Genomic DNA, 24,401 nt, shown 5'->3' on the forward strand with positions numbered 1-24,401 from the left:
CACCTTGCGCATCCTGCAACTGATCTTGTACTTGAGGTGAAACGTCGCTGCAGCGTTGCAGGTCTATCGCCTCCAAGCAGGTCAACAATAGCTCGACGGTGGCTCTCCTATCGCGAGCAGGATGCTTTGGCACGAGCTGCCCTCCCGAACGCTGCAGTTGCCCCTGGCACATTCCAGGTCCGACATCCGTTAGATATCGTGCAGGTTGATCACACGCAAGCGGACATCCTGCTCGTTAGCGAACTGGACGGACAGATTATCGGTCGACCGTGGCTGTCTGTGGCTCTCGACGTTGCTACGAGATGTGTGCTTGGCTTTTATGTCGCAATGGAGAGGCCGGGGGCTGCGACGGTAAGCTTGCTCCTCTCGCGCGTAGTTCTGCGGAAAGAGCCGTGGCTCGAAAGACTAGGCGTCGAGGCTGACTGGCCGATGCACGGTATCCCTCGAACGCTGCATCTTGATAACGCGGCCGAATTCAAAAGCCGTGCCCTTCGCAGTGGATGCCGCGAGTACGGCATTGAACTGATGTACCGACCGGTGGGCAAGCCGCACTTTGGTGGCCACATCGAGCGGCTGAACAGGACCTTGATGGAGCGCGTGCGTGGCCTCCCTGGTTCGACTGGATCGTCAGTCAAAGGGCGCAAGGCGCGCCAGGCCGAAAAGACAGCCTCACTTACGTTGAAGCAGTTCGAGCAGTGGCTGGCTGTCGAGATCGGCAGGCGTTATCACTGCAGCCCCCACCGCGGTTTGTTGGGACTTCAGCCCGCGCAAAAGTGGCAGGAAACATGGCGAGCAGCGGATTCACGATGCTTGCCAGCTCAACCGGATGCCGAACTGAAGTTTCTGATCCGGTTCCTGCCAGTCGCATCCCGGACCATTCAGCGGGACGGCCTCAAGCTCTTCCTGATCCGCTATTGGCATCCCTTGTTCGCGGCATGGCGGGAAACACGCCGGTCCGTGACGATCCGCTATCACCCAGAAGATCTCTCGCGCATCTTCGTAAGCGCTGGCAGAGGCAGTTTAGTTGAAGTGCGATACGCGGACTTGCGTCGGCCTCCCATCTCGCTGTTCGAACAGCGGGCAGCTTTGCGAGCTATCCGGGCTAGGGGACAACGGGCAGTATCGGAGAGGGAGATATTCGAGACTGTTGAGCAGCAGCGACAACTGGTCGTCACTTCCCAGCGCGCTACTCGAGCGCGACGCCGCATGGCACGTCAAGCTGGCGGTTTGGTTCCGAAGAGCAGCATCGAAGATCTTTCACTCACTGAACAGCGGCAGGTCGAGCAGGTGAACTACGACGCACCAGTTACCGCGTATGACGTTGAACAGTGGTAGGGGGCCAGCATGAAGCAAGGTGATTTCGCGCATCTGCTACCCGCAGCAAGAGATCAGGTCCTACTCGGAAAAGAGGATCGCATAAAGGGTCTACTACGTGACCGGTGGATCGACTATCCCCGAGCGACTGAAGCCTTGCAGCTACTGCAGCGGCTCTATGACACGCCGAGACGTGAGCGCATGCCGTGTCTTCTGCTGCACGGCGACTCGAACATCGGGAAAACCAAGATAACGGCCAAGTTCAGGCGAGCGCACCCCAGCGAGTTCGACGAGAGAACCGGGGTAGAGCGGTGTCCGGTCGTGAGCGTACAGATGCCTCCCACCCCCGATCAGCACCGCTTTTACGCCGCCTTGCTCTTTGAGCTCGGTGCGCCACATAACCCCGCCGCGGGGCTTGCCACACTCGAGCGGCTCGCTCGCGACATCTTGCGGCGGATGTCGCCGCAGATGCTAATCGTAGACGAGGTTCATCACCTGCTCGCCGGAACGTACCGTGAGCAACGCGCCTCTTTGAACCTTCTAAAATACCTCGCCAACGACCTGCAGATTAGCATGGTCCTTGTCGGTACGCGCGATGCCGTTCTAGGGCTTCAGACCGATTCACAGATGATCAGCCGCTACAGACCATTCGAGATCCCAAGGTGGAGGGAAAGTGAAAGTCTTCGCAGGCTCATGGCTGCGTTCGAGAAAGTCTTGCCGCTACGAAAACCATCGAATCTGTCGCGACGTGAGATTGTCCAGCTCGTTCTCGAGATAAGCGGAGGGCTGACTGGCGCCATATCTACGATCCTCAACGAAGCAGCAGAGTTGGCGATCAGGAACGATGACGAGTGCATCGATATCGCCCACCTTGAACGAGTTGCCCGCGCGCATGTCTGAAACCCACAGACCGTGGCCCATCGCACCTCGCCCCTTCCTGGAAGAGGCGTTTGGTAGCTGGTTGGGTCGCATCGCGGCGCGGTATCAGACGAGCGTAGACTTGATCTGGGAATCGGGCACAGGCGTAGCGATGCCTAGCCTGACCAAGGCCGGCTGGATCCTCTTTCCCCCAGTTCCCTCCCCAACCCTGAGCCGTCTATCTCGCGCAGCGCGGCTCAACGACGGTATTCTGAGCATGATCCAGACGCCGCATGAGTGGGTCTTCGATCAGAAGTACTTGGTGTATTGCTTCAGATGTCTTGTTCTGAACGACGCCGATGTCACTGCGTCACGGTGGAAGAGGGAGTGGCTCGATCCGTCAGCCGACTACTGCCGGGTGCACCACAGCCTGCTCGAGACTGTTCCGCAATCGATTTTCGCCAGAGCTCCGAATTTCGACGCCGCGCTGCGGGCGATATCACGATATCGATGCCCACCGCTTAGGCTGAGTAAAACACTACGCTAGCAATATTAGTGAACATCGCTAGCACTCCTTTGGGCACGGCTAGCATTGATTGTGAACTCCTACAGTTGGTGCTTATCCGAAACATACCGAAACGCGGCGACGCGACTGAAATGGGAATGCGCACACGGCCATCGCTGGGAGGCTGCCCCAGCAGCAATCGTTCGGGGGCATTGGTGCCCCGTGTGCAGCCGCGACGCGGTCAAGCTTGGGCTTGAGCTGATGAACAGGATCGCGGTCGAGCGCGGTGGGAAGTGTGTCTCGGCGACCTATGTGAACAGCGCAACCAGACTCGAGTGGGAATGTGCCCAGGGCCATCGATGGTTTGCCACACCGAATACGATTCGACGTGGCCACTGGTGTGCTCGGTGCTATTTCGTCAGCGTCACGACGACCGAAAAGACTCGCCGCAAGCGGCGGCATGAGGCGGTCCGGAAGTGAGACTGTACAACTGGCTCGGCAACATGCATGAGCCCTGCACCGCAGTGATCCGTTTCCCGGCCATTGTCCCTATTGGATATGTAGCGCCGCACGATCGCTCACGACAGGCTGTTTTGCTACGCTCTGGTTTGGCCGCTCACGCAGTTTGTGCAGAGTAAACGGGATGGCCTGCAAAAAAAAGTGGCAAGTCTCGGCATCCACGTTACGGACGGCATCGGGATATCCCGGCCAAACCCCTATCAGCGATCACCAGCCACACACCAGGCCCGGTGACAACCCCCCCCTATAAGGACTGCGACTGGCAGCAAGAATCATGCCGGGCCTAGCTGGCCAAAGCCCCGATTATCGGGGCATGAAGATAGTAACGGGGCGTCGAGACGCGTCGTCGCGGATGACGACGCGAAATTGACGCCGCTCGGCATGACGAGGCGCGGAACATGAAAATACGATGTCATGAAAGCGCAGTTTTTATGTGCGAGGTTACGAGGTGACAAAGCGAATGTCGGCGTGCCAACCGCTTTCCGCTCTCGCGCACAGGGTGTCGTGTCGTGATTTGTATCAAGTCGTGACATAAGAATTCGGATCACAATACGACTGACCTGTGGCTCAATGCGTGTCGGCCGACGGTCGGTCGTCCTTTACAACCGGTATTTCACCTCCTTAAATAATCAGGGTCTACCAAAAGACCGGAAAAACGAGATCCCCATGAGCCATTTCCTGGACAGATTGCGTTACTTCTCCACCACGCGGCCACGCTTTTCCGACGGGCACGGCGCCGTCACGGACGAAGACCGAAAATGGGAAGACGGCTACCGGATGCGCTGGCAGCACGACAAGATCGTCCGCTCGACCCATGGCGTGAACTGCACGGGTTCGTGCTCGTGGAAGGTCTACGTGAAAGGCGGGATCGTCACGTGGGAAACCCAGCAGACCGACTATCCGCGCACGCGTCCCGACATGCCGAACCACGAGCCGCGCGGCTGCTCGCGCGGCGCTTCGTACTCCTGGTATCTATATAGCGCGAACCGCCTCAAGCATCCGCTCGTGCGCAGCGCGCTCGTCAAGCTGTGGCGCGAACGCCGGCGTACGCTCGGCCCCGTCGAAGCCTGGCGTTCGATCGTCGACGACGACGCAGCGCGGCATGCGTACCAGAGCCGGCGCGGGCTCGGCGGCTTCGTGCGCGCGAGCTGGGACGAGGTCAACGAGATCGTCGCGGCGGCCAACGTGCACACGGTGGAGCGGCATGGCCCCGATCGCGTGGTCGGCTTCTCGCCGATTCCGGCGATGTCGATGGTGTCGTATGCGGCAGGTTCCCGCTACCTGTCGCTGATCGGCGGCGTGTGCCTGAGCTTCTACGACTGGTACTGCGACCTGCCGCCCGCGTCGCCGCAGACGTGGGGCGAGCAGACCGACGTGCCGGAATCGGCCGACTGGTACAACTCGACGTTCATCATGATGTGGGGCTCCAATGTCCCGCAGACGCGCACGCCGGACGCGCACTTCCTCGTCGAGGCGCGTTATCGCGGCACCAAGGTCGTGTCGGTGTTCCCCGACTACGCGGAAGGCGCGAAGTTCGGCGACCTGTGGCTGCACCCGAAGCAGGGCACCGACGCGGCGCTCGCGCTCGCGATGGGCCATGTGATCCTCAAAGAGTTCCATCTGGCGGGGAAGAGCGACTACTTCACCGACTACTGCAAGCGTTATACCGACATGCCGTGCCTCGTGCGCCTCGTGCCGCACGGCGACGGCTACGTGCCCGAGCGCCTGGTGCGCGCGTCCGACTTCGACGACGCGCTCGACGAGGCCGCGCACCCCGACTGGAAGACCGTGATGATCGACGACGCGACCGGCGAGTTCGTCGTGCCGGTCGGCTCGGTGGGTTTCCGCTGGGGGCAGCAGAACGACGCCGACAAGGGCAAGTGGAACCTGCGCGGCGAGACGTCGAAGGGCGCGGCGCTGTCGCCGCGGCTGTCGTGCACGGACGCGCACGACGACGTGGTCGACGTGCTGTTCCCATACTTCGGCAACCAGCCGCACGCGCACTTCAACTCGACGCAGCATGCTTCCGAACTGTCGCGCCGGATCGGCGTGCGACGCATTGCGACGCGTGACGGCGACATGCTGGTCGCGACCGTCTACGACCTGTTCGTCGCGAACTACGGGCTCGACCAGGGCCTCGGCGGCCGCGACGTGGCCGCGAGCTACGACGACGACCTGCCGTACACGCCTGCCTGGCAGGAGGCGATCACCGGCGTGAAGCGCGCGGACGTGATCGCGGTGGCGCGGCAGTTCGCGGAGAACGCGCACAAGACGCAGGGCAAGTCGATGGTGATCATCGGCGCGGGGATCAACCACTGGTTCCACATGGACATGTCGTACCGCGCGATCATCAATATGCTGATCATGTGCGGTTGTATCGGCAAGCCGGGCGGCGGCTGGTCGCACTACGTGGGCCAGGAGAAGCTGCGGCCGCAGACGGGCTGGACCGCGCTTGCGTTCGCGCTCGACTGGAACCGCCCGCCGCGCCAGATGAACGCGACGTCGTTCTTCTACGCGCATACCGACCAGTGGCGCTACGACCCGATGGACCCGGCCACGCTGCTGTCGCCGCTCGCGGACAAGTCGCAGTTCCACGGCGCGCCGATCGACTACAACGTGCGCGCGGAACGGATGGGCTGGCTGCCGTCCGCGCCGCAGCTCGCGGTGAATCCGCTGAAGGTCGGCGCGGCGCTTGCCGATCCGGCGCACGCCGGCACCGATATCGCGCGGCAATTGAAATCGGGCGCGCTGACGATGGCGAGCGAGGATCCCGATGCGCCCGGCAACTTCCCGCGCAACCTGTTCGTGTGGCGCTCGAACCTGCTCGGCTCGTCGGGCAAGGGGCACGAGTATTTCCTGAAGCACCTGCTGGGCACGACCAACGGCGTGCAGGGCGAGGATCTCGGCGCGACGGGCGGCACGCGCCCCGAGGAAGTGACGTGGCATGACGAGGCGCCGCGCGGCAAGCTCGACCTGCTCGTGACGCTCGACTTCCGGATGTCGACCACCTGCATGTATTCGGACGTCGTGCTGCCGACCGCGACGTGGTACGAGAAGGACGACATGAACACGTCCGACATGCACCCGTTCATCCATCCGCTGTCGGCGGCAGTCGATCCCGCGTGGGAATCGAAGAGCGACTGGGAGATCTTCAAGGGGATCGCGAAGCGTTTCTCCGAGCTGTGCGACGGGCACCTCGGCGTCGAGCGCGACGTCGTGCTCGCGCCGATCGCGCATGACACGCCGGGCGAACTCGCGCAGCCGTTCGACGTGCAGGACTGGAAGCGCGGCGAATGCGAGCCGGTGCCGGGCCGCACGATGCCGGCCGTGACCGTCGTCGAGCGCGATTATCCGAACACCTATGCGCGCTTCACGTCGCTCGGGCCGCTGATGGACAAGCTCGGCAACGGCGGCAAGGGCATCGGCTGGGACACGAAGGACGAAGTGAAGCTGCTCGGCGAGCTCAACTACAAGGTGGCCGACGGCGTCGCGCAAGGGCGCCCGCGCATCGATACGGCGCTCGACGCGGCCGAGGTGATCCTCGCGCTCGCGCCGGAGACCAACGGCGAAGTGGCGGTGAAGGCGTGGCGCGCATTGTCCGGCATCACCGGCATCGACCATACGCACCTGGCCGCCGCGCGCGCGGACGAGAAGATCCGCTTCCGCGACATCCAGGCGCAGCCGCGCAAGATCATCTCGTCGCCGACGTGGAGCGGGATCGAATCCGAGCACGTGTCGTACAACGCCGGCTACGTGAACGTGCACGAACTGGTGCCGTGGCGCACGATGACCGGCCGCCAGCAGCTTTACCAGGATCACGCATGGATGCGCGCGTTCGGCGAATCGCTGTGCGCGTACAAGCCGCCGGTGGATACGGGCAGCTATGCGCATATGGTCGGCAAGCGCTCGAACGGCAATCCCGAGCGCGTGCTGAACTTCCTGACACCGCACCAGAAGTGGGGGATCCACAGCACGTACACGGACAACCTGCTGATGCTGACGCTGTCGCGCGGCGGCCCGATCGTGTGGATGTCGGAGGACGACGCGAAGGCGATCGGCGTGGCCGACAACGACTGGATCGAGTGCTACAACTCGAACGGCGCATTGTGCGCACGGGCCGTCGTCAGCCAGCGGATTCCGTCCGGGATGGTGATGATGTACCACGCGCAGGAGAAGATCGTGAACACGCCGGGCTCCGAGATCACCGGCACGCGCGGCGGCATCCACAACTCGGTCACGCGCATCGCGCTGAAGCCGACGCACATGATCGGCGGCTACGCGCAGTTCGCATACGGTTTCAACTACTACGGCACGGTCGGCTCGAATCGCGACGAGTTCCTGATCGTGCGCAGGATGAACAAGATCGACTGGCTCGATGGTGAAGAAACCGCGGTCGACCCGACAACGCAGGCACGGGTAGGAGAAACGTCATGAAGGTACGCGCACAGATCGCGATGGTGCTGAACCTCGACAAGTGCATCGGGTGCCATACCTGCTCGGTGACCTGCAAGAACGTATGGACGAGCCGCGAGGGGATGGAGTACGCGTGGTTCAACAACGTCGAGACGAAACCGGGCATCGGCTACCCGAAGGACTGGGAGAACCAGGACCGCTGGCGCGGCGGCTGGCAGCGGCGCGCGGACGGCAAGATCGAGCCGCGCCTCGGCGGTAAGTGGCGACTGCTCGCGCAGATCTTCGCGAACCCGCACCTGCCCGAGATCGATGACTACTACGAGCCGTTTACGTTCGACTATGCGCATCTGCAGGAAGCCGGCAACACGCGCGCGATGCCGGTCGCGCGGCCGCGCTCGCTCATCAGCGGCCAGCGGCTCGAGAAGATCGAGTGGGGGCCGAACTGGGAGGAAATCCTCGGCGGCGAATTCGAGAAGCGCGCGAAGGACTACAACTTCGAATCGGTGCAGAAGGACATCTACGGGCAGTTCGAGAACACCTTCATGATGTACCTGCCGCGCCTGTGCGAGCACTGTCTGAACCCGGCGTGCGTCGCGGCGTGCCCGTCGGGCTCGATCTACAAGCGCGAGGAAGACGGCATCGTGCTGATCGACCAGGACAAGTGCCGCGGCTGGCGCATGTGCGTGTCGGGATGCCCGTACAAGAAGATCTACTACAACTGGCAGAGCGGCAAGGCCGAGAAGTGCATCTTCTGCTATCCGCGCATCGAGGCCGGCCAGCCGACCGTGTGCTCGGAAACCTGCGTGGGCCGCATTCGTTATCTCGGCGTGCTGCTGTACGACGCCGACCGGATCAGCGAAGCGGCCAGCGCGGAGAACGAAAAGGACCTGTACGAATCGCAGCTGTCGCTGTTCCTCGACCCGGAAGACCCGGCCGTGATCGCGCAGGCCGAACGCGACGGCGTGCCGGCCGCGTGGCTCGACGCCGCGCGGCGTTCGCCGGCCTACAAGATGGCGATCGACTGGAAGATCGCGTTCCCGCTGCATCCGGAATACCGGACGCTGCCGATGGTGTGGTACGTGCCGCCGCTGTCGCCGATCAACGCGGCCGCGAACAGCGGCGCGCTCGGGATGAACGGCTACCTGCCGGACGTCGAATCGCTGCGCATTCCGCTGCGTTATCTCGCGAACCTGCTGACGGCCGGCGACGAGGCGCCCGTGAAGCTCGCGCTCGAGCGGCTGCTCGCGATGCGCGCGTTCATGCGTGCGCGTCACGTGGACGGCGTCGATGCGCGCGGCGTGCTCGACCAGGTCGGGCTGTCGCTCGCGCAGGTCGAGGAAATGTATCGCTACCTCGCGATCGCGAACTACGAGGATCGTTTCGTGATCCCGACGACGCACCGCGAGTATGCGGAGAACGCGTACGACCTGCGTGCATCGTGCGGCTTCTCGTTCGGCAACGGCTGTTCGGACGGTCGTTCCGAAGCGAGCCTGTTCAGCACGAAGAAGGGCACGAAGACGATTCCGATTCACGAGGCCTCGCGATGAGCACCGCAACCGATCCAACTTATGCGGCGCTCGCGGCGCTGCTCGACTATCCCGACGATACGCTCGTCGCCGCGCTCGATTCGATCGAAGCGCATCTGCGCGACGGTGCGCGTTTGCCGAAAACGGTGCGCGCGGGCCTCGACCGGTTCTTTGGCTACGTGCGCGAGCGCGATTTGCTCACGCTGCAGGAGAACTATGTCGGGTTGTTCGACCGCGGCCGCGCGACATCGCTGTACCTGTTCGAGCACGTGCACGGCGAATCGCGCGACCGCGGGCAGGCGATGGTCGACCTGCTGCAGATGTACGAGCGGCACGGGCTGTTCCTGAACCGGGGCGAGCTGCCCGACTACCTGCCCGTGTTCCTCGAATACCTGTCGCGGCTGCCAGCGCCCGACGCACGCAAGCTGCTCGCCGAAACCGGCGAGATCCTGCGCGCGCTGGCCGGCGCGCTCGCGCAGCGCGGCAGCCATTACAGCTTCGTCGTCGGCGCGCTGCTGCCGATGGCCGGCCTCGCGCCGGTCGACGCGCCGGATGCCGCCACCGACGACGTGGCCGCCGAGCGGCCGAGTGCCGACGATTACCGCGCGCTCGATGCGTCGTATGCGGACGAGGCCGTGCGCTTCGTCGGCGCCGCGACACCCGCCGAGCAGACGGTTCAATTCCACGACAAGCGGCCCGCCCGCGGCGCTTAAGCGCGGGCCCAACTGGGGAAACACATGAACGACACTCTGCATCAGTTCCTGTTCGGGATCTACCCGTACATCTGCCTCGCCGTGCTGCTGGTCGGCAGCCTGATCCGCTTCGACCGCGAGCAGTACACGTGGAAGAGCGATTCGTCGCAGCTGCTGCGCCACGGCATGCTGCGGCTCGGCAGTATCCTGTTCCACTGGGGCGTGCTCGTCGTCGTGCTCGGGCACTTCGGCGGCTTCCTCGCGCCGCACTGGCTCGTGTCGCCGTTCCTGTCGGCGTCCGGGCACCAGCTCGTCGCGATGGTCGCGGGCGGTGCCGCCGGCGTCGCGGCGATCATCGGGCTGACGCTCCTGATCTGGCGGCGTCTCGGCGACCCGCGCATCCGCCGCAACAGCCGCAAGTCGGACATCCTGATCGTGCTGATGCTGTGGGTGCAGCTCGCGCTCGGGCTCGGCACCGTCGTGCTGTCGACGCGGCACATGGACGGCGCGATGTTCGAACAGCTCACCGACTACGTGAAGGGCGTCGTCACGTTCCGGCCGGACATCGCGAGCCTGCTCGTCGGCGTGCCGCTCACGTACCGGCTGCATATCCTGCTCGGCTTCACGATTTTCCTCGTGTCGCCGTTCACGCGGATGGTGCATATCTGGAGCGGGATCGCGTCGGTCGCGTACCTGATCCGCCCGTACCAGCTCGTGCGCAAGCGCTGAGGAGGCCGCATGAACGACGTTCTCTCCGACGCGCCGGTCGCATTGAGCATCAACGGTGTCGCGATCGACGACGACGCAATCGCGGCTGAGGCGGCTGCGCATCACGGCGACGCACTCGATCCGATCGATGCGGCACGGCGTTCGCTCGCGGTGCGCGAGCTGCTGCGGCAGCGCGCGGTATCGCTCGCGCTGCTCGACGAACGCGCGCCGCTCGACGACGCGGCCGTCGACGCGTTGCTCGAGCGCGAGCTGACGCACGTGCCCGAACCCGACCGCGCGGATTGCGAGCGCTACTACGCGCAGTATCCGGCGCGCTTTCGCCGCAACGACATCGTCTATGCGAGCCATGTGCTGTTCGCGGTGACGGACCGCGTGCCGCTCGCGCCGCTGCGGCAGCGCGCGGAAAGCGCGTTGGCCGACGTGGTCGCCGCGCCCGATACGTTCGAAGCGGTCGCGCGCGCGTCGTCGAACTGCCCGTCGGCGGAAATCGGCGGCAGCCTCGGGCAACTGCTGCGCGGCGACACGGTGCCGGAATTCGAGGCCGCGCTGTTCGATACCGATGGGCTCGGCGTGCTGCCGAAACTGGTCAACACGCGCTTCGGCTTCCACATCGTGCGGATCGAGCGCCGCGTGCCGGGCGACGCGGTGCCGTTCGACGAAGCCGCCGCGCAGATCGCCGCGTATCTGTCGGAACGCGTGCGGCAGCGGGCGATGCGGCAGTACGTGGCGATTCTCGCGGGCAGTGCGCGCGTCGAAGGCGTCGAATTCGACGGCGCGAACGGGCCGCTGGTCCAATAACGGGGTTTTGCATATGGCAACTCAACAAGGTAACGCCGGGTCGGTCGCGAACGTGCCGGCCATCCCGCTGCGCGCGTGGTCGGTGCTGGCCGCGAGCACGCTCGCGTTCATGGTGTGTTTCGTCGTGTGGATGATGTTCGGCGTGCTCGGCGTGCAGTTGCGCACCGATCTCGGGCTGAACAGCACGGAGTTCGGGATGCTCACGGCGACACCCGTGCTGACCGGCGCGCTGATGCGTCTGCCGCTCGGCACGTGGACCGACCGCTTCGGCGGCCGCATCGTGATGACGGTGCTGCTCGTCGTGTGCGCGGTGCCCGTCTATATCGTCAGCTATGCGACGCAGCTCTGGCAGTTCCTGCTGATCGGGCTGTTCCTCGGCTGCGTCGGCGCGTCGTTCGCGGTCGGCACGCCGTATGTCGCGCGCTTCTTCCCGCCGCAGCGGCGCGGGCTCGCGATGGGCGTGTTCGGCGCGGGCACGAGCGGCGCGGCGGTCAACCTGTTCGTCACGCCGCTGCTGCTCAATGCGTACGGCTGGCGCTTCGTGCCGCGCGTGTATGCGGTCGCGCTGCTCGTCACGGCCCTGATCTTCTGGTTCGCGTCGGCGCCCGATCCGGGCGCGGGCAAGCGCGGCGGTTCGTGGCTCGATTCGTTCAAGGTGCTGCGCGACCCGCGCGTGTGGCGGCTCTGCCAGTACTACTCGATCACGTTCGGCGGCTTCACCGCGCTGTCGCTGTGGATTCCGCAGTACCTGAAAAGCGAATACGGGATGTCGCTCGTGATGGCGTCCGCGTTCGCGGCCGGCTTCTCGCTGCCGGGCTCCGTGCTGCGCGCGCTCGGCGGCGCGCTGTCCGACCGCTTCGGCGCGCATGCGGTCACGTGGTGGGGGCTGTGGGTCGCATGGATCACGCTGTTCCTGCTGTCGTATCCGGCCACCGACTTCGTGATCCACACGATCGACGGCACCGCGACGCTGAACATGTCGATGCCGGTGGCCGGCTTCGTCGCGCTGACCTTCGCGCTCGGCGCGGTGTTCGCGTTCGGGATGGCGTCGACCTTCAAGTACGTCGCCGACGATTTCGCGGACAACATGGGCGTCGTCACGGGCATCGTCGGCCTCGCGGGCGGGCTCGGCGGCTTCCTGCTGCCGATCCTGTTCGGCGTGCTGCTCGACCTGCTGCGCGTGCGCACGACCTGCTTCATGTTCCTGTACGGGATCGTGTGGGTGTCGCTGATCCTAATTTATTTTTCTGAAGTCAAACGGATTCCGGTTGCCGAGGGCTCGCATTGGGGTTGAGCCGCGTGATTGCATCACGCGGCGTGCTTCCGGACCCGTTGCGATTGGGGTGACCTAATTCGTTAGCAATTCATGTGAGGGCGTCGCGTGCATTCGGCGCCAGCACCTTTGCGTTCGCGGTCCGGATGACGTTTGCGATTCTCGGCATTCCGCTCAAGCAGCAGTTGCAACTGATAGACACGTAGTTCGAACTGATTACGGCCATGCCGGTGCTGACGGACTCGCTCGCCAGCGTGCCGCTCGGCATCTGGACCGACCGGTATGGCGGCCACATCGTCTTTCTCTGCACGATCGTGCCGATCCGGCTCATTTCGTACGCGACGGCGCTCTTGCAGCTCCTCGTCCTAGGCCTGTTTTTCGGTATCGCGAGGGCTTCGTTTTCGGTGGGCACGCCCTATGTTGCCCGCTGGCTTCCGAAGGCGCGCCAAGGTTTTGCGATGGGCATATTCGGCGCCGGCAACTCGGGCGCCGCGCTCAATAATTTCGTCGCGCCGGTGCTGATGGTGGCGGCAGGCATATGGACCATCGTGCCCAAGGTCTATTCGGTGGAGATTCTGCTCACGGTCGTCGGCTTCTGGCTCGTGTCGGTTTCCGACCGTTCCCATCGAGCGGCCGTGGCGCAAAGCTTCAGCAGCCAGATGGCCGTACTGAAGGACCGGCGGGTGTTGCGTTACTCGCAATATTACGTCGTCGTACTCGGCGGCTACGTCACTCTGTCGCTGATCCGCTTGGTTTTCCGGACCGGATCTAGAGCGAGTTTGGCGGCGATACGGATCGCAGCGGCTCGTCCGGTGGTCCGGCATGCGTATCGTCGGTTGTCTTTGTGATCTTGTTGTTTGGGAAGCGTCGCGTGTCGTATTTCTTGGCCGCGCCACCTATCAACCGCCGACGAGCGACATGCGCACGGTCGGATAGCCTTTTCCCGGCCGCCGCGCGCCGAGGGCGGCTCGAAGTTCCGAGTACCGGTCGTCGCGGTGCAGCCAGCGGCGGCGTACCGCGGCAGCCAGTTGCTCGACGGGCGTCGTATCGGCGAGCCACGGGCGGAGATCCGTGCCGTCGGTCGCGAACAGGCACGTGTACAGCTTCCCGTCGGCGGACACGCGCGCCCGCGTGCACGCGCCGCAGAATGGATGCGACATGCTGGCGACGAACCCGACTTCGCCGGCGCCGTCGGCGTGGCGATAGCGGATCGCGGTTCCCGCGGGATCTCCGTCGCCGACCGGCATTAGCGGATAGGCCGATTCGATGATCTCGCGCATTTGTATCGCGGTCAGCACCTTGTCACCCGACCAGAAGCGCGCGCCGCCGACGTCCATGTATTCGATGAAGCGCACGGCCACGCCCGTATGCCGGAACTGGCGAACCAGCGGTAATATCTGGCTATCGTTGACGCCGCGCTCGATTACCGCGTTGACCTTGACCGGTGCGAGCCCGGCCGCCTGCGCGGCTTCGATGCCGGCGAGTATGCGCGAAACGGGCACGCTGGCGTCGCTCATGCGGCCGAAGATCGCGTCGTCGACGGCATCGAGGCTGACCGTCACGCGACCGAGGCCCGCATCGCGAAGCGAGCGCGCTTTCGCGGCGAGCAGCGAGCCGTTGGTCGTGAGTGCGATTTCGACTGGCTGGCCGTTCAAGGCCGGCAATGCCGCGAGCGACTCGATCAACGATTCGAGCCCGCGCCGCAGCAACGGCTCGCCTCCCGTGATGCGGATCTTCTCGACGCCGAGCGACGTGAATGCACGTGCGATTTTGATCATCTGCTCGAATGGCAGCCACTGCGACGACGGCAAGAATGCGTAGTCGGCGCCGAAGTTTGCGCGCGGCATGCAGTAAGTGCAGCGGAAATTGCATTGATCGATGACGGACAGCCGCAGATCGCGCAATGGGCGCGCGAGCGTGTCTAAGGACGGGGCGTCTGCCGGTGCATTGCGGTAGGACGCGATGTCGATCGGCAGGGCGGGTGCGATGGAATTCACGATCGGTTCGTCTGCCCGGGTAAGGTAGGGTGGAAGAGCGGCCACGTGCATGGCCGGCAGATGACGCGTTGGCGACGGTATGCGTAGTCGGGGCGCGCGTTCGTGTGATGATACGGGCAGATGCGCAATTTCGCGCTAATCGCGGCAAGGCGGTGCGACATGTGCAGGCTAGCTGTGAAGCGTCAAGAGGTTGTTTCTCGACGCGGGAAGTCTGGCCATCGGCGCAACGCCGCCGATGGCGCTATGGGCACGATGCCAGTTGTAGTGGTGCTGCCAACTCGCCAAGGCTTCGATGCGATGGGCCGAGCTCTGGTATGTCCATGCGTAGGCCCATTCGCGTAATGCTGACTGGATGAAGCGTTCGGCCTTGCCGTTGGTCTGCGGACGATACGCCCGCGTAAATTTGTGCCGGATACCCAGTTCCTGACAGGCTCGCGCAAACTCGTGTGAGCGAAACGCCGAACCGTTGTCGGTTAGCAAGCGATGCACACGCACGCCGAGTCCGGCGTACCAAGCCACTGCATCGCGCAGGAACTGCACGGCACTGCGTTTCGTCTCGTCTGGATGCATTGCCGTGTAGGCAATCCGGGCGTGATCGTCCACTGCGACGAACAGGTACTCCCAGCCAACGCCGTCCACTGTATCGCGCCGATTGCCGGTGACACGATGGCCAGGACGCGCGATACGGCCAAGCTTCTTGATGTCGATGTGCAGCAAATCGCCCGGCGCCTTGTGCTCGTAGCGCTGAACCGGTTCACGCGGTTGCAGGTCGCTCAACCGAGATAGTCCGGCACGCACCAGCACCCGACTGACGGTCGAGGCCGACACTCCCACCTGTCGAGCGATCTGACGTTGCAGCAAGCGCTGCTGGCGCAATTCCACGATCAGTAAGGCAGTCGACGGGGCGATGGCGCGTGGAGAGCGAGCCGGTCGAGAAGAAGCGTCAGCCAGCGCAACCGCACCGCCGGCTAGGTAGCGTGGGGGGGCTTTGATTCCCGTGCGCTTTTCCGGTTAGGTGACCTTAAGCGGGGCAAAGCTCTGGGCTGCCGATCCTGACGCCGGGATGAACGCGCCAGTGAGATAAGAACCTTACCACTACGGCATGCTCGTCCGTTCAAACTCAGATTCCGCGCAACGTGCCGCGGCGGCCGTCAGCGCTCTAGCGGAATTGACCCTGGTCTTCGCGAAGCCGGGCTTCGTGAAAACTTTAGTTCGCGGCGGACAATCGTTTGATTCGCAACGGTTTCGTATCTCTTAGTCGACTGAGACAGGCGAAGTGACATTTCTACTTCGCAGAAGGCGACGACTTTATTTTGCTCTACGGCGATAGCGCAGCGTCTCCACGATCAGCGACAGCGCGGGCGAGGACTGCCGCCTGCTGGCATAGAAGATATGCAGGCCCGGGAACGTCGGACACCGATCTTTGAGGACGGGCAGCAGGCGCCCGCTTTCAACGTGTGGTTGTGCAAGTTGCTCGGGCATGTACGCTAGGCCGAAACCGGCCAAGGCCGCGTCGAGCGCCGGGTAGATGCTGTTGAAGGTCCAGGGCCCTTCTACTCGTACCTGCAGATTGCGCTTGCCCTTCTTCAGCTCCCACGCATATACACCGCCCCGAATCGAGAAACGCATGTTGATGCAGTCATGCTGGGTGAGATCCGCCGGTGTCTTCGGCAAAGGACGCTTTTCGAAGTAGGACGGCGCGCCAACGATGGTCATGTGAATGTCTGGGGTGATTCGGACAGCAGTCATGTCCTTGGCGATCTGGTCGCCGAAGCGCACGCCCGCGTCATAGCGTTCGGCGACGATGTCAGTGAGGCCGGGATCGATGGCGATCTCGATCTTCACGTCAGGGTATTCGGGTTGGAGCTTCGACAGCTTCGGCCACAGTACCGTGTTGGCCGCAAAGTCCGAGGTCGTGATGCGAACCGTCCCGGCAGGCTTGTCACGAAGCTCGTCAAACGCGGCGAGTTCTTCCTGGATCACGTCGAACCGCGGAGCGATGTTCTGGATCAGGCGCTCGCCGGCCTCTGTCGGGGCGACGCTGCGCGTTGTACGGGTCAGCAGCCGCAACCCCAACCGCGACTCCAGACCGCGAATGGTGTGGCTCAGGGCAGATTGCGACACGCCAAGCTGTGCCGCCGCGCGCGTGAAGCTGCGCTCGCGTGCCACGGCGAGAAATGTGTAGATATCTCGGAGGTTGTCGCCTGACATGGATGTACCGGAATCTCTAAGGTCTATAGCGAAGCGCGTCCACCAGCAATGTCATGGCTCTGGACGGTTGGCGACGATTCGGGTAGTACAGGTGCAGGCCATCCCATGTGGGGCACCAGTCTTCGAGAACCGACACGAAGTGACCTTTTGCAATAAAGGGCCGCACCAAGTCCTCGGGCAGGTAGGCCAGCCCGAAGCCTGCTTTTGCTGCCTCGAAAATGTCGTATGCGTTGTTGAAGGTAAGAGGGCCATCGACACGCGCGCTCAGCGCCTTCTTGCCTTTGACGAACTCCCACTCATAAAGGTTGCCATACGTCGTGGTGCGCAGGTTGATGCAGGTGTGCTCCATCAGGTCCTGGGGTGTCCCGGGAAGCTTGCGTCCCGCGAAGTAGGTTTTCGCAGCAACGACCATGATGCGAATATCCGGGCCGATCCGCACCGAGATCATGTCCTGCGCCAGTTCCTGCCCAAAGCGCACGCCCGCATCATAGCCGCTTGCGACAATGTCCACGCTTGCATACTCGTTGATCAGCTCGACCTTGATGTCCGGGTACTTCGGAAGGAACATCGCCAGCTTCGGCCAGACCGTGCTCCTGATCGCGTAGTCGATCGCCGTGATCCGAATGGTCCCCATCGGCTCATCGCGCAGTTCGCTCAGCGCCTGGATTCCTTCTTCGATGCCATCGAACTCGGGGGCGAGGCGATCCAGCAGGCGCTGCCCAGCCTCGGTAGGGGACACGCCGCGCGTGCTACGCATGAGCAGGCGCACGCCGAGCCTTTCCTCCAGCTCTCTGACGGTGTAGCTCAGCGCAGGTTGAGACACGCGAAGCTGGGCCGCCGCGCGCGTGAAGCTGCGCGCTCGCGCTACGGCGATGAAGGCTTGCAGGTCGCCAAAGGTATCTCGTGGCATTAATGAGAGATCTTTATGTGACTCCGCAGAGTCTACCAGTGCCGGCGAGTTTGGCGAAGTCACCAGCATGATTGATGAATTCCGCTTATATCGGCATGCGGATCCAGCCATCTAGTCGAATTCGCGGCAGCACCTTAAATTCGCCGTACCCTAGGTCAGAAGGACGATCACCGGCGTTCGCGCGTTGAATCCGCGGTCTATCGGTGCTGCAGGCAGAAATGCCAGGTAAGGCGCACGTCATCCAGCGTACTTGTCCCTCGGGGCTGGTCATCCGGCTTGATGATCAGCGTGGCCTCCAGGGATTGAACGGGTATATTGATGCAGCTAGGCCCACTCAACATTCGACACCCATGAAAACAGCGCATGACGCACCGCGTTTCGGGCCTCGTCGAGCGGTCATTTTCGCAACCGTGCTGGTGTGCGCGCTGGCGTTGTTCGCCGGACACCACAACGCCTATGCCCAGGAGCCGCAAATGCTGATACGCATTTCGGAAATCGAGATATTCCCCGAGCACCTTGAGGAATATCAGCGCATCCTCAATGAGGAAGCCGAAGCGTCCGTTCGTCTGGAGCCAGGAGTCATGTGCATCTTCCCGAGCGCCCAGAAGGACAATCCGACGCAGATCAGGATTCTGGAAATCTATGCCAGTCGAGAGGCCTACGAGTCACACATTAAGTCGCCGCATTTCCAGAAGTACAAGACGTCGACGCTGGAGATGGTGAAGTCGCTTCGGCTCGTGGACATGCAGGCCATGGATGCGAAGTCGATGCCGCTCATGTTCAAGAAGATGAGCCGTCAACCCTAGAAGCGCGGTGGTGAGAAACAGAGGGCCGTTGACCGAGGATCGGCTGGCTTATGGCGCGTTTGAACCGCCCGCGCCGGGCATGCTGTCCCGTTCCGATGTCACGCTTTGCGCACTGAGGTGCTGGGACGAAGGATCGGTGTCGGTACAGTCGATCGCGCCAGGCTTACGCAGGCTCCGACGGACATGATTGGCATCGTCACCGACCGTACCTTCGTGCCGAAATACGCACGCAATCATGCGGCACTGAACCAACTTCGCGAACTGGCCGATCAGAGCCACATCACATTGCGCGTGGCCCGAACCCTGCCCGCCGAGCAGGCGGTCGAGGCACATCGGCTGCTGCAAGCTGGCGGCCTGCGAGGCCGCATCGTTCTGACGTTCTGAGCTATCCGCAGCGTCCATTCATCAAGCATCAGGAGTAGTCCACATGAATACCATCACCGGCAAGGTCGTCGTCATCACTGGCGCATCGAGCGGCCTGGGCGAGGCCACGGCCCGCCTGCTCGCGGAGCGCGGCGCCGGGCTCGTCCTGGGTGCGCGCCGTCTGGATCGTCTGGAAAAGCTCGCGGCCGACATTACGGCCGCAGGTGGCGAAGCCATCGCCGTTGCGACGAACGTCGCTAAGCGCGCCGACGTGGAGAATCTAATTAAGGCGGCGCAGGACAAGTTCGGCCGCGTCGATGTGCTGGTCAACAACGCCGGCATCATGCCCATGGCGGCCATGTCCAAGCTCAAGGTCGATGAGTGGGACCAGATGATCGACGTGAACATCAAGGGCGTCCTCTACGGGATCACCGCGGCGCTGCCGGGCATGCGCGCCAACAGAAGCGGCCACATCATCAACCTGTCGTCCGTGGCCGGGCTCCGCGTGTCCACCGGCGTGGGCACGGTGTACAGCGCCACCAAGTTTGCAGTGAAGGCGATCAGCGAAGGCCTGCGCGCCGAGGTTTGCCCCGAGGGCATCCGCGTGACCACGTTGTATCCAGGTGCAGTTGCCAGCGAACTCGTGAACGGCAGCACCGATGCCGATGCCGCCGCCGGGATGAAGGCGTTTTACGAAGCCAATGAAATCCCGGCCGATTCGGTGGCCCGCGCCGTGGCTTATGCCATCGAGCAGCCAGAGGACGTGTCCATCAATGAGATCACCCTGCGTCCGACGCGACAAGAATTCTGATGCAGCAGCGCGGCCGTTTGCCTGCGCAGCGTCTTCCTCTTCGATGCGACAGGGGAGGCTGATCCATGCCATCCACCGCCTCCGACCGTGCGACTCGATGGCGCTGAATTAGGTCAGCTTGGTGCCGACCGCGCGTGCGAGTTCGCTCAGTAACAGGTTCTGGAACCGGGTGTCGTTGACGGCTGGCAGCGGTTCCTGGCGGCGCTGATGATGCCAGTAGCCGCCGCTGGTCAGCGCCGCGGGATCGTCGCTGGTCGCCAGCCACTCCTGCGTCAGATGCCCTAGCAGGCTGTTGAAATTCGGAACGGTGTAAACGGGCGTTGCGAGCGGTGCGTTAGAGATATCGTGTTCATGATCTTGGGCAGACGAGAGCGATGCGCGGAATGGACGAGATGCAAGAACCGCTGTTCACGACGGTGAAGCTGGAAGACTTCGTGCCGGCCGATCACCCGTTGCGGCCGCTTCGGCTGCTGGTCAATCAAGCGCTGAAGCGGCTCAATGGGCTGTTTGGCACGATCTACGCGGACAGCGGCCGTGCGTCGATCGCGCCCGAGAAGCTGCTGCGCGCGTTGCTGCTGCAGGTGCTGTTCTCGGTGCGCAGCGAGCGCATGCTGATGGAGCAAATGCGCTACAACCTGCTGTTCCGCTGGTTCGTCGGCCTCGCCATCGAAGACGCCGTCTGGGACCACTCGGTGTTCTCGAAGAACCGCGATCGTCTGCTTGAGCACGAAGTAATCGAAGCGTTCTTTACCGAAGTCATGAGCTTGGCCGACAAGCAAGGGCTGCTGTCCAGAGAACACTTCTCGGTCGATGGCACGCTGATCCAGGCGTGGGCCAGCCACAAGAGCTTCCGGCCCAAGGACGGTTCGGACGACCCGCCAGCCGGCGGTGGTCGCAATGTCGACACCGACTGGAAGGGCAAGCGGCGCAGCAACGACACGCATGAATCGAGCACCGATCCGGATGCGCGCCTGTTCCGTAAGGGTAGGCAAAGCGGAGCCATCCTTTGTTATCAGGGGCACATCCTGATGGAGAACCGCTCGGGCTTGGTGGTTGGGGCCGTGGTCAGCCATGCCGACGGTTTCGCCGAACGCGCAAGTGCGTTGAACCTGCTCGATTGTGTACCGGGTCGTGACGCCAAGACGCTCGGCGCCGACAAGGGTTACGACATGCGCGACTTTGTGCGGGATTGCCGAGCGCGCAAAGTGACGCCGCACGTCGCGCGCAACGACACGCATCAAGGCGGCAGCGCGATCGACGGCCGCACCTCGCGGCACGTCGGCTATGGCATTAGCCAAGTGATTCGCAAGCGCATCGAAGAGCACTTCGGCTGGGGCAAGACCGTCGGCCGGATTCGACAGACCGCGTATCGCGGCATCAAGCGAGTCGACCAGCACTTCAAGCTGACGATGCTGGCGAGCAACCTGACTCGAATGGCGCGAATACTGGCAGCGGTGCCGCAAGGAGCGGCGCGATGAGCCGCCCAAGTGCGATCGCCGCGCGGCGACGCGCCGGCCAGCCCGCTCGCCAGCGGGGCATCCGGCACGATACGTCTGCAACTCGGCCGCTAATCGCATACGAAATCCTTTGAAACACTGCCTCGGTTGTCAAAACGAGGCGCTTTTCAACAGCCTGCTAGGCGCAGGTCGTCCGGCGCCCCGGCGCCGCCCATCTTGGTTGGCACCCAGCCCGGATCGACGGCGTTGCTGTACACCCCAGGCCACAGCCGTGCGATGGCCGCAGCCAGCGTGGTGACGAGTAGCTTGCTGTCCGAATAGCTGCCGGTGGGCGTGCCACCCGTCCAGTCCATGCCGGACAGATTGGTGTTCCCGCCTCGGTGCATGCTGCTGCTGACGTAGATGAGGCGCTGCGGACGCTGGATCAAAGCGGTGAGCAGGTAGGGAGCGACCACGTTCACCACCAGCAGCGGTGCACCGGAAATCACTCCCGCGTTGTGGATGACGGCATCCATCCGGCCGATGTCGTTGACCTGGCGCGCGACGTTACGGATCTGCGCGGGGTCCGACAGATCGCCGATGGTCGCGGTGGCGCCTTGGTCCACAAGTTCCTTCACCGCCGACATCCGGGCCTTGGAACGGACATGCACTACGACGTCGTGTCCCCGGGACAGCAGCGTCTTGGCCGCAGCATGGCCAAGCCCATCGGCCGAGCCGGTGATAAACACGCGAGCCTTGCGGCCCGCGCCTTGTTGCGTGTTGGACATGGACATCTCCTGTCGGGAATTCGGCGGGGTTTGCACCAGGACGGTCGCGGCTGGCATGCCGGCCCGAGCGTCTACCTACCAAGCATAGGCTTGGGGCGCCTCGCCGCCAGGGCCTGGCCAGATCTCGTCGAGCCGGGCCAGCGTCTCTGGCGAGAGCGTCACCGACGGGGCCTTGAGGCTCAGGCGCCACTGCTCCAGCGTGCGCGGGCCATTGATTGCAGCGGTCACGACCGGGTTGTGCAGCAGCCATGCGAGCGCCACGACAGCGGGTGCTTCGCCCAGCTCGGCGCACAGCGCCTCATAGGCTTGCAGTTGCGGGCGGAACTTCTCGATCTGTGCCTTCAGCCGGGGCGTGGCACGGCGTCCTTGCGTGAACGTCTCGTTCAGCACGCCCCCCAGCAGCCCCTTGCCGACCGGACTCCAAGGAATGAGGCCAACGCCGAAGTGGCGCAGGGCCGGGATCACCTCCAGCTCAATGGTTCGCTGGGCCAGGTTGTACAGGCTCTGCTCCGACGCCAGCCCCAGCAAGTGCCGCGAGGCCGCCGTGCTCTGCGCGGTGGCAATGTCCCATCCGGCGAAGTTGCTGGAGCCGACGTAGGTGATCTTGCCTTCGCGGATTAGCTGCTCCATCGCCTGCCAGACCTCCTCCCAGGGTGTGGCCCGGTCGATGTGGTGCATCTGGTAGAGGTCAATGTGATCGGTCTGCAGGCGCTTGAGGCTGTCGTCGCAGGCGCGGCGGATGTGATAGGCCGACAGGTACTTGTCATTCGGGCCGGTGCCCATCGGCTGATAGACCTTGGTCGCCAGCACGATCCTGTTGCGGCGGCCGCGGTCCTGGGCCAGCCAGCGGCCGATGATCTCCTCGGAGGTGCCAAAGCCCTTCTCCATGTCCGGCGACTGGGGCCCGCCATAGACGTCGGCTGTGTCGAAGAAGTTGACGCCCGCGTCCAGGGCTTCGTTCATGATCGCGAAGGCAGTCGCCTCGTCGGTCAGTTCGCCAAAGTTTAGGGCGCCCAGCGCGATCGGGCTGACTTTGAGGCCGGTGCGGCCGAGGTGCGTGTAGTTCATTGCTTGGTACTCCTGCATGGCCCTGCGCGGGATCGCCGCGGCCAGGGCTGTTTCATTGCTCGTTGCCTGGCGCAGACGCGGCCAGCGGGCCATATTCCGGCCGCTTGACGAGGCGCTGGCCGGCGCCTTCGATGTCGGGGCCGTAGACCTGCTGCATCCACTTCTGCGCCGGCACATCCTCCACCGCGACGGAGATGGCACTGGCGTCGAGCGCCAGCACCTCGCTCATGGCAGTGGCCAGGCGCTCGGCCAGTTCCTGCTTGGTGGCGTCGCTGCGTCCTGCGGCCATCTTGACGATGATGTGAGGCATGGCATGTGTCCTTGTCGGGTTGAGGCCTGTGGGCTCGGGAGCGGGCAAACTCCGCTCACCGGGCTCCCGAAAATCAGTGTGCGGTGAAGCCGCCATCGACCGGCAGGCCGACACCGACGACGAAGCTGGCACCGGGGCTGCACAACCACAGCACGGCCGCTGCCACTTCATCGGCGCGCCCCAGGCGGCCAATCGGCTGCTCCTTCAGGATGACCTTCATCGCGTCCGCTTGGCCCTTCAGCATGTCCTGCACCATCGGGGTGTCGACGGTGCCAGGGCACACAGCGTTGATCCGGATGCCGCGGGGCGCGTATTCCACGCCGACGCTCTTGGTCATGCCCAGCACGGCGTGCTTCGTCCCGTGATACGCCGCGCGCTCGGGAAGACCGACCAGGCCGCCCAGCGATGAGTTGTTGACGATCGCGCCGGACCCTTGGGCGCGCATCACGCGCAGCTCGTGCTTCATGCAGGCCCACACGCCGAACTGGTTGACGCCGACCACGCGCTGGAAGCTTTCGACCGGCTCGTCGGCTGCATCGCTCGGTGGCACCTGGATGCCAGCATTGTTGAAGGCCATGTCAAGCCGGCCGTATTCGGCGACGGCCCGATCGACTGTGGCTGCCACCTGTGCTTCGTCGGTGACGTCGCAGGCCACCCCGATGGCGGTGCCGCCTTCATCGACGATCTTCTGCGCTTCCTTGGCCGCCAGTGCCCCGTCGAGATCTGCGAGCACCACGGACGCGCCGCTTTGTGCAAAGGCACGGGCAGCGGCCAGGCCCATCCCCATTGCGGCGCCGGTGACAAAGGCGACTTGGCCCTTGAAGTCATAAATCGGATTCATGTTGTGACCTTCCATGGTTGGGCGCGAATCCACTGCTGCGCAGCAATACGCGCCGGGCATCAAGGCCGCAGCGGCTTGCGCGCGCACTCGCCGGCAGCAATGGAATGGCTGATTCGGAACCGATATGGTCGCCAATTTCAGGTCTACTGAGTAGCTAATGAATGGTGCAAACTCATATAAATGAAATTCACGAATTCTGGACCCCGAAGCAGGCATGCCGGGAAAAGCTCTGG

The 24,401-nt window shown here is 63.6% G+C and carries 20 protein-coding genes and 2 pseudogenes; 14 read left to right on the forward strand and 8 right to left on the reverse strand.

What is annotated here, in order from left to right:
* The 10 genes and pseudogenes from ABY44_RS29155 to ABY44_RS29200 all read left to right on the forward strand — a co-directional run.
* Positions 1-1,335 (forward strand): Mu transposase C-terminal domain-containing protein (locus tag ABY44_RS29155; protein WP_431642890.1); only part of this gene is annotated, 1,335 nt, incomplete at its 5' end.
* A gap of 9 nt (positions 1,336-1,344) precedes the next feature.
* Positions 1,345-2,214 carry a TniB family NTP-binding protein gene (locus ABY44_RS29160; RefSeq protein WP_112751254.1) on the forward strand — a complete coding sequence of 290 codons (870 nt, stop codon included), beginning with the start codon at positions 1,345-1,347 and terminating at the stop codon, positions 2,212-2,214.
* A complete protein-coding gene (locus ABY44_RS29165) occupies positions 2,207-2,719 on the forward strand; it encodes a TniQ family protein (RefSeq protein WP_080465451.1) in 513 nt (170 codons plus the stop codon). Before ABY44_RS29160 ends, ABY44_RS29165 begins: the two co-directional genes overlap by 8 nt.
* Before the next feature lie 1,143 nt (positions 2,720-3,862).
* Positions 3,863-7,630, forward strand: coding sequence for a nitrate reductase subunit alpha (locus tag ABY44_RS29170; RefSeq protein WP_431642892.1), 3,768 nt, complete (start codon positions 3,863-3,865; stop codon positions 7,628-7,630).
* Positions 7,627-9,156 carry a nitrate reductase subunit beta gene (gene narH, locus ABY44_RS29175; RefSeq protein ID WP_226212706.1) on the forward strand — a complete coding sequence of 510 codons (1,530 nt, stop codon included), beginning with the start codon at positions 7,627-7,629 and terminating at the stop codon, positions 9,154-9,156. The genes ABY44_RS29170 and narH overlap by 4 nt, the downstream gene beginning before the upstream one ends.
* Positions 9,153-9,848 (forward strand): nitrate reductase molybdenum cofactor assembly chaperone, encoded by a 696-nt coding sequence (gene narJ, locus ABY44_RS29180; protein WP_431642894.1) that lies wholly within the window; start codon positions 9,153-9,155, stop codon positions 9,846-9,848. The genes narH and narJ overlap by 4 nt, the downstream gene beginning before the upstream one ends.
* Positions 9,849-9,872: 24 nt before the next feature.
* Positions 9,873-10,556 carry a respiratory nitrate reductase subunit gamma gene (gene narI / locus ABY44_RS29185; protein ID WP_431642896.1) on the forward strand — a complete coding sequence of 228 codons (684 nt, stop codon included), beginning with the start codon at positions 9,873-9,875 and terminating at the stop codon, positions 10,554-10,556.
* Positions 10,557-10,565: 9 nt separating this feature from the next.
* Positions 10,566-11,354: a peptidylprolyl isomerase gene (locus ABY44_RS29190; RefSeq protein ID WP_226212709.1), complete on the forward strand. Its 789-nt coding sequence runs from the start codon at positions 10,566-10,568 to the stop codon at positions 11,352-11,354.
* Between the two features lie 13 nt (positions 11,355-11,367).
* Entirely contained in the window at positions 11,368-12,648 is a 1,281-nt protein-coding gene (locus ABY44_RS29195) for an MFS transporter (protein ID WP_226212710.1), read from the forward strand.
* A gap of 125 nt (positions 12,649-12,773) precedes the next feature.
* Positions 12,774-13,370: pseudogene (locus ABY44_RS29200) on the forward strand (MFS transporter); the annotation flags it as partial.
* 156 nt (positions 13,371-13,526) lie between these two features.
* Here the strand turns inward: ABY44_RS29200 and moaA are convergent.
* From moaA to ABY44_RS29220, 4 genes and pseudogenes are all read right to left on the reverse strand, one after another.
* On the reverse strand, positions 13,527-14,675 hold the full coding sequence (gene moaA / locus ABY44_RS29205; RefSeq protein WP_226212711.1) for a GTP 3',8-cyclase MoaA: 1,149 nt from the start codon (positions 14,673-14,675) through the stop codon (positions 13,527-13,529).
* 117 nt (positions 14,676-14,792) lie between these two features.
* Positions 14,793-15,602, reverse strand: a pseudogene (locus ABY44_RS29210) (IS481-like element ISBcen26 family transposase); the annotation flags it as partial.
* 330 nt (positions 15,603-15,932) lie between these two features.
* On the reverse strand, positions 15,933-16,835 hold the full coding sequence (locus ABY44_RS29215; RefSeq protein ID WP_431642898.1) for a LysR family transcriptional regulator: 903 nt from the start codon (positions 16,833-16,835) through the stop codon (positions 15,933-15,935).
* A 16-nt stretch (positions 16,836-16,851) separates the two neighbouring features.
* Complete coding sequence (locus ABY44_RS29220) at positions 16,852-17,745, reverse strand: LysR family transcriptional regulator (protein ID WP_193093340.1); 894 nt, start codon at positions 17,743-17,745, stop codon at positions 16,852-16,854.
* A 203-nt stretch (positions 17,746-17,948) separates the two neighbouring features.
* On the opposite strand from ABY44_RS29220, the gene ABY44_RS29225 reads away from it, so the two are divergent.
* The 4 genes from ABY44_RS29225 (at position 17,949) to ABY44_RS29240 (ending at position 21,203) form a co-directional block, all read left to right on the forward strand.
* Positions 17,949-18,551 (forward strand): putative quinol monooxygenase, encoded by a 603-nt coding sequence (locus tag ABY44_RS29225; RefSeq protein ID WP_431642900.1) that lies wholly within the window; start codon positions 17,949-17,951, stop codon positions 18,549-18,551.
* Between the two features lie 183 nt (positions 18,552-18,734).
* Entirely contained in the window at positions 18,735-18,935 is a 201-nt protein-coding gene (locus ABY44_RS29230; protein WP_124646044.1) for a zinc-binding dehydrogenase, read from the forward strand.
* A gap of 43 nt (positions 18,936-18,978) precedes the next feature.
* Entirely contained in the window at positions 18,979-19,725 is a 747-nt protein-coding gene (locus tag ABY44_RS29235; RefSeq protein WP_431642902.1) for an SDR family oxidoreductase, read from the forward strand.
* Between the two features lie 383 nt (positions 19,726-20,108).
* The gene (locus ABY44_RS29240; protein ID WP_431642904.1) at positions 20,109-21,203 is read left to right on the forward strand and encodes an IS5 family transposase; all 1,095 of its coding nucleotides are present in this window, start codon (positions 20,109-20,111) and stop codon (positions 21,201-21,203) included.
* Between the two features lie 146 nt (positions 21,204-21,349).
* Here ABY44_RS29240 and ABY44_RS29245 read toward each other — a convergent pair whose 3' ends face one another.
* From ABY44_RS29245 to ABY44_RS29260, 4 genes are all read right to left on the reverse strand, one after another.
* Positions 21,350-21,949 carry an SDR family NAD(P)-dependent oxidoreductase gene (locus ABY44_RS29245; RefSeq protein ID WP_431642906.1) on the reverse strand — a complete coding sequence of 200 codons (600 nt, stop codon included), beginning with the start codon at positions 21,947-21,949 and terminating at the stop codon, positions 21,350-21,352.
* Positions 21,950-22,024: 75 nt separating this feature from the next.
* Entirely contained in the window at positions 22,025-23,017 is a 993-nt protein-coding gene (locus ABY44_RS29250; RefSeq protein WP_124646042.1) for an aldo/keto reductase, read from the reverse strand.
* Positions 23,018-23,069: 52 nt separating this feature from the next.
* Entirely contained in the window at positions 23,070-23,327 is a 258-nt protein-coding gene (locus ABY44_RS29255) for a 4-oxalocrotonate tautomerase family protein (protein WP_226816470.1), read from the reverse strand.
* Positions 23,328-23,400: 73 nt separating this feature from the next.
* On the reverse strand, positions 23,401-24,168 hold the full coding sequence (locus tag ABY44_RS29260; RefSeq protein WP_431642908.1) for an SDR family oxidoreductase: 768 nt from the start codon (positions 24,166-24,168) through the stop codon (positions 23,401-23,403).
* Positions 24,169-24,401 lie beyond the last annotated feature (233 nt).

This window comes from Burkholderia sp. ZZQ-2, from assembly GCF_050768715.1.
In the GTDB taxonomy this organism is placed as follows: Bacteria; Pseudomonadota; Gammaproteobacteria; order Burkholderiales; family Burkholderiaceae; genus Burkholderia; species Burkholderia cepacia.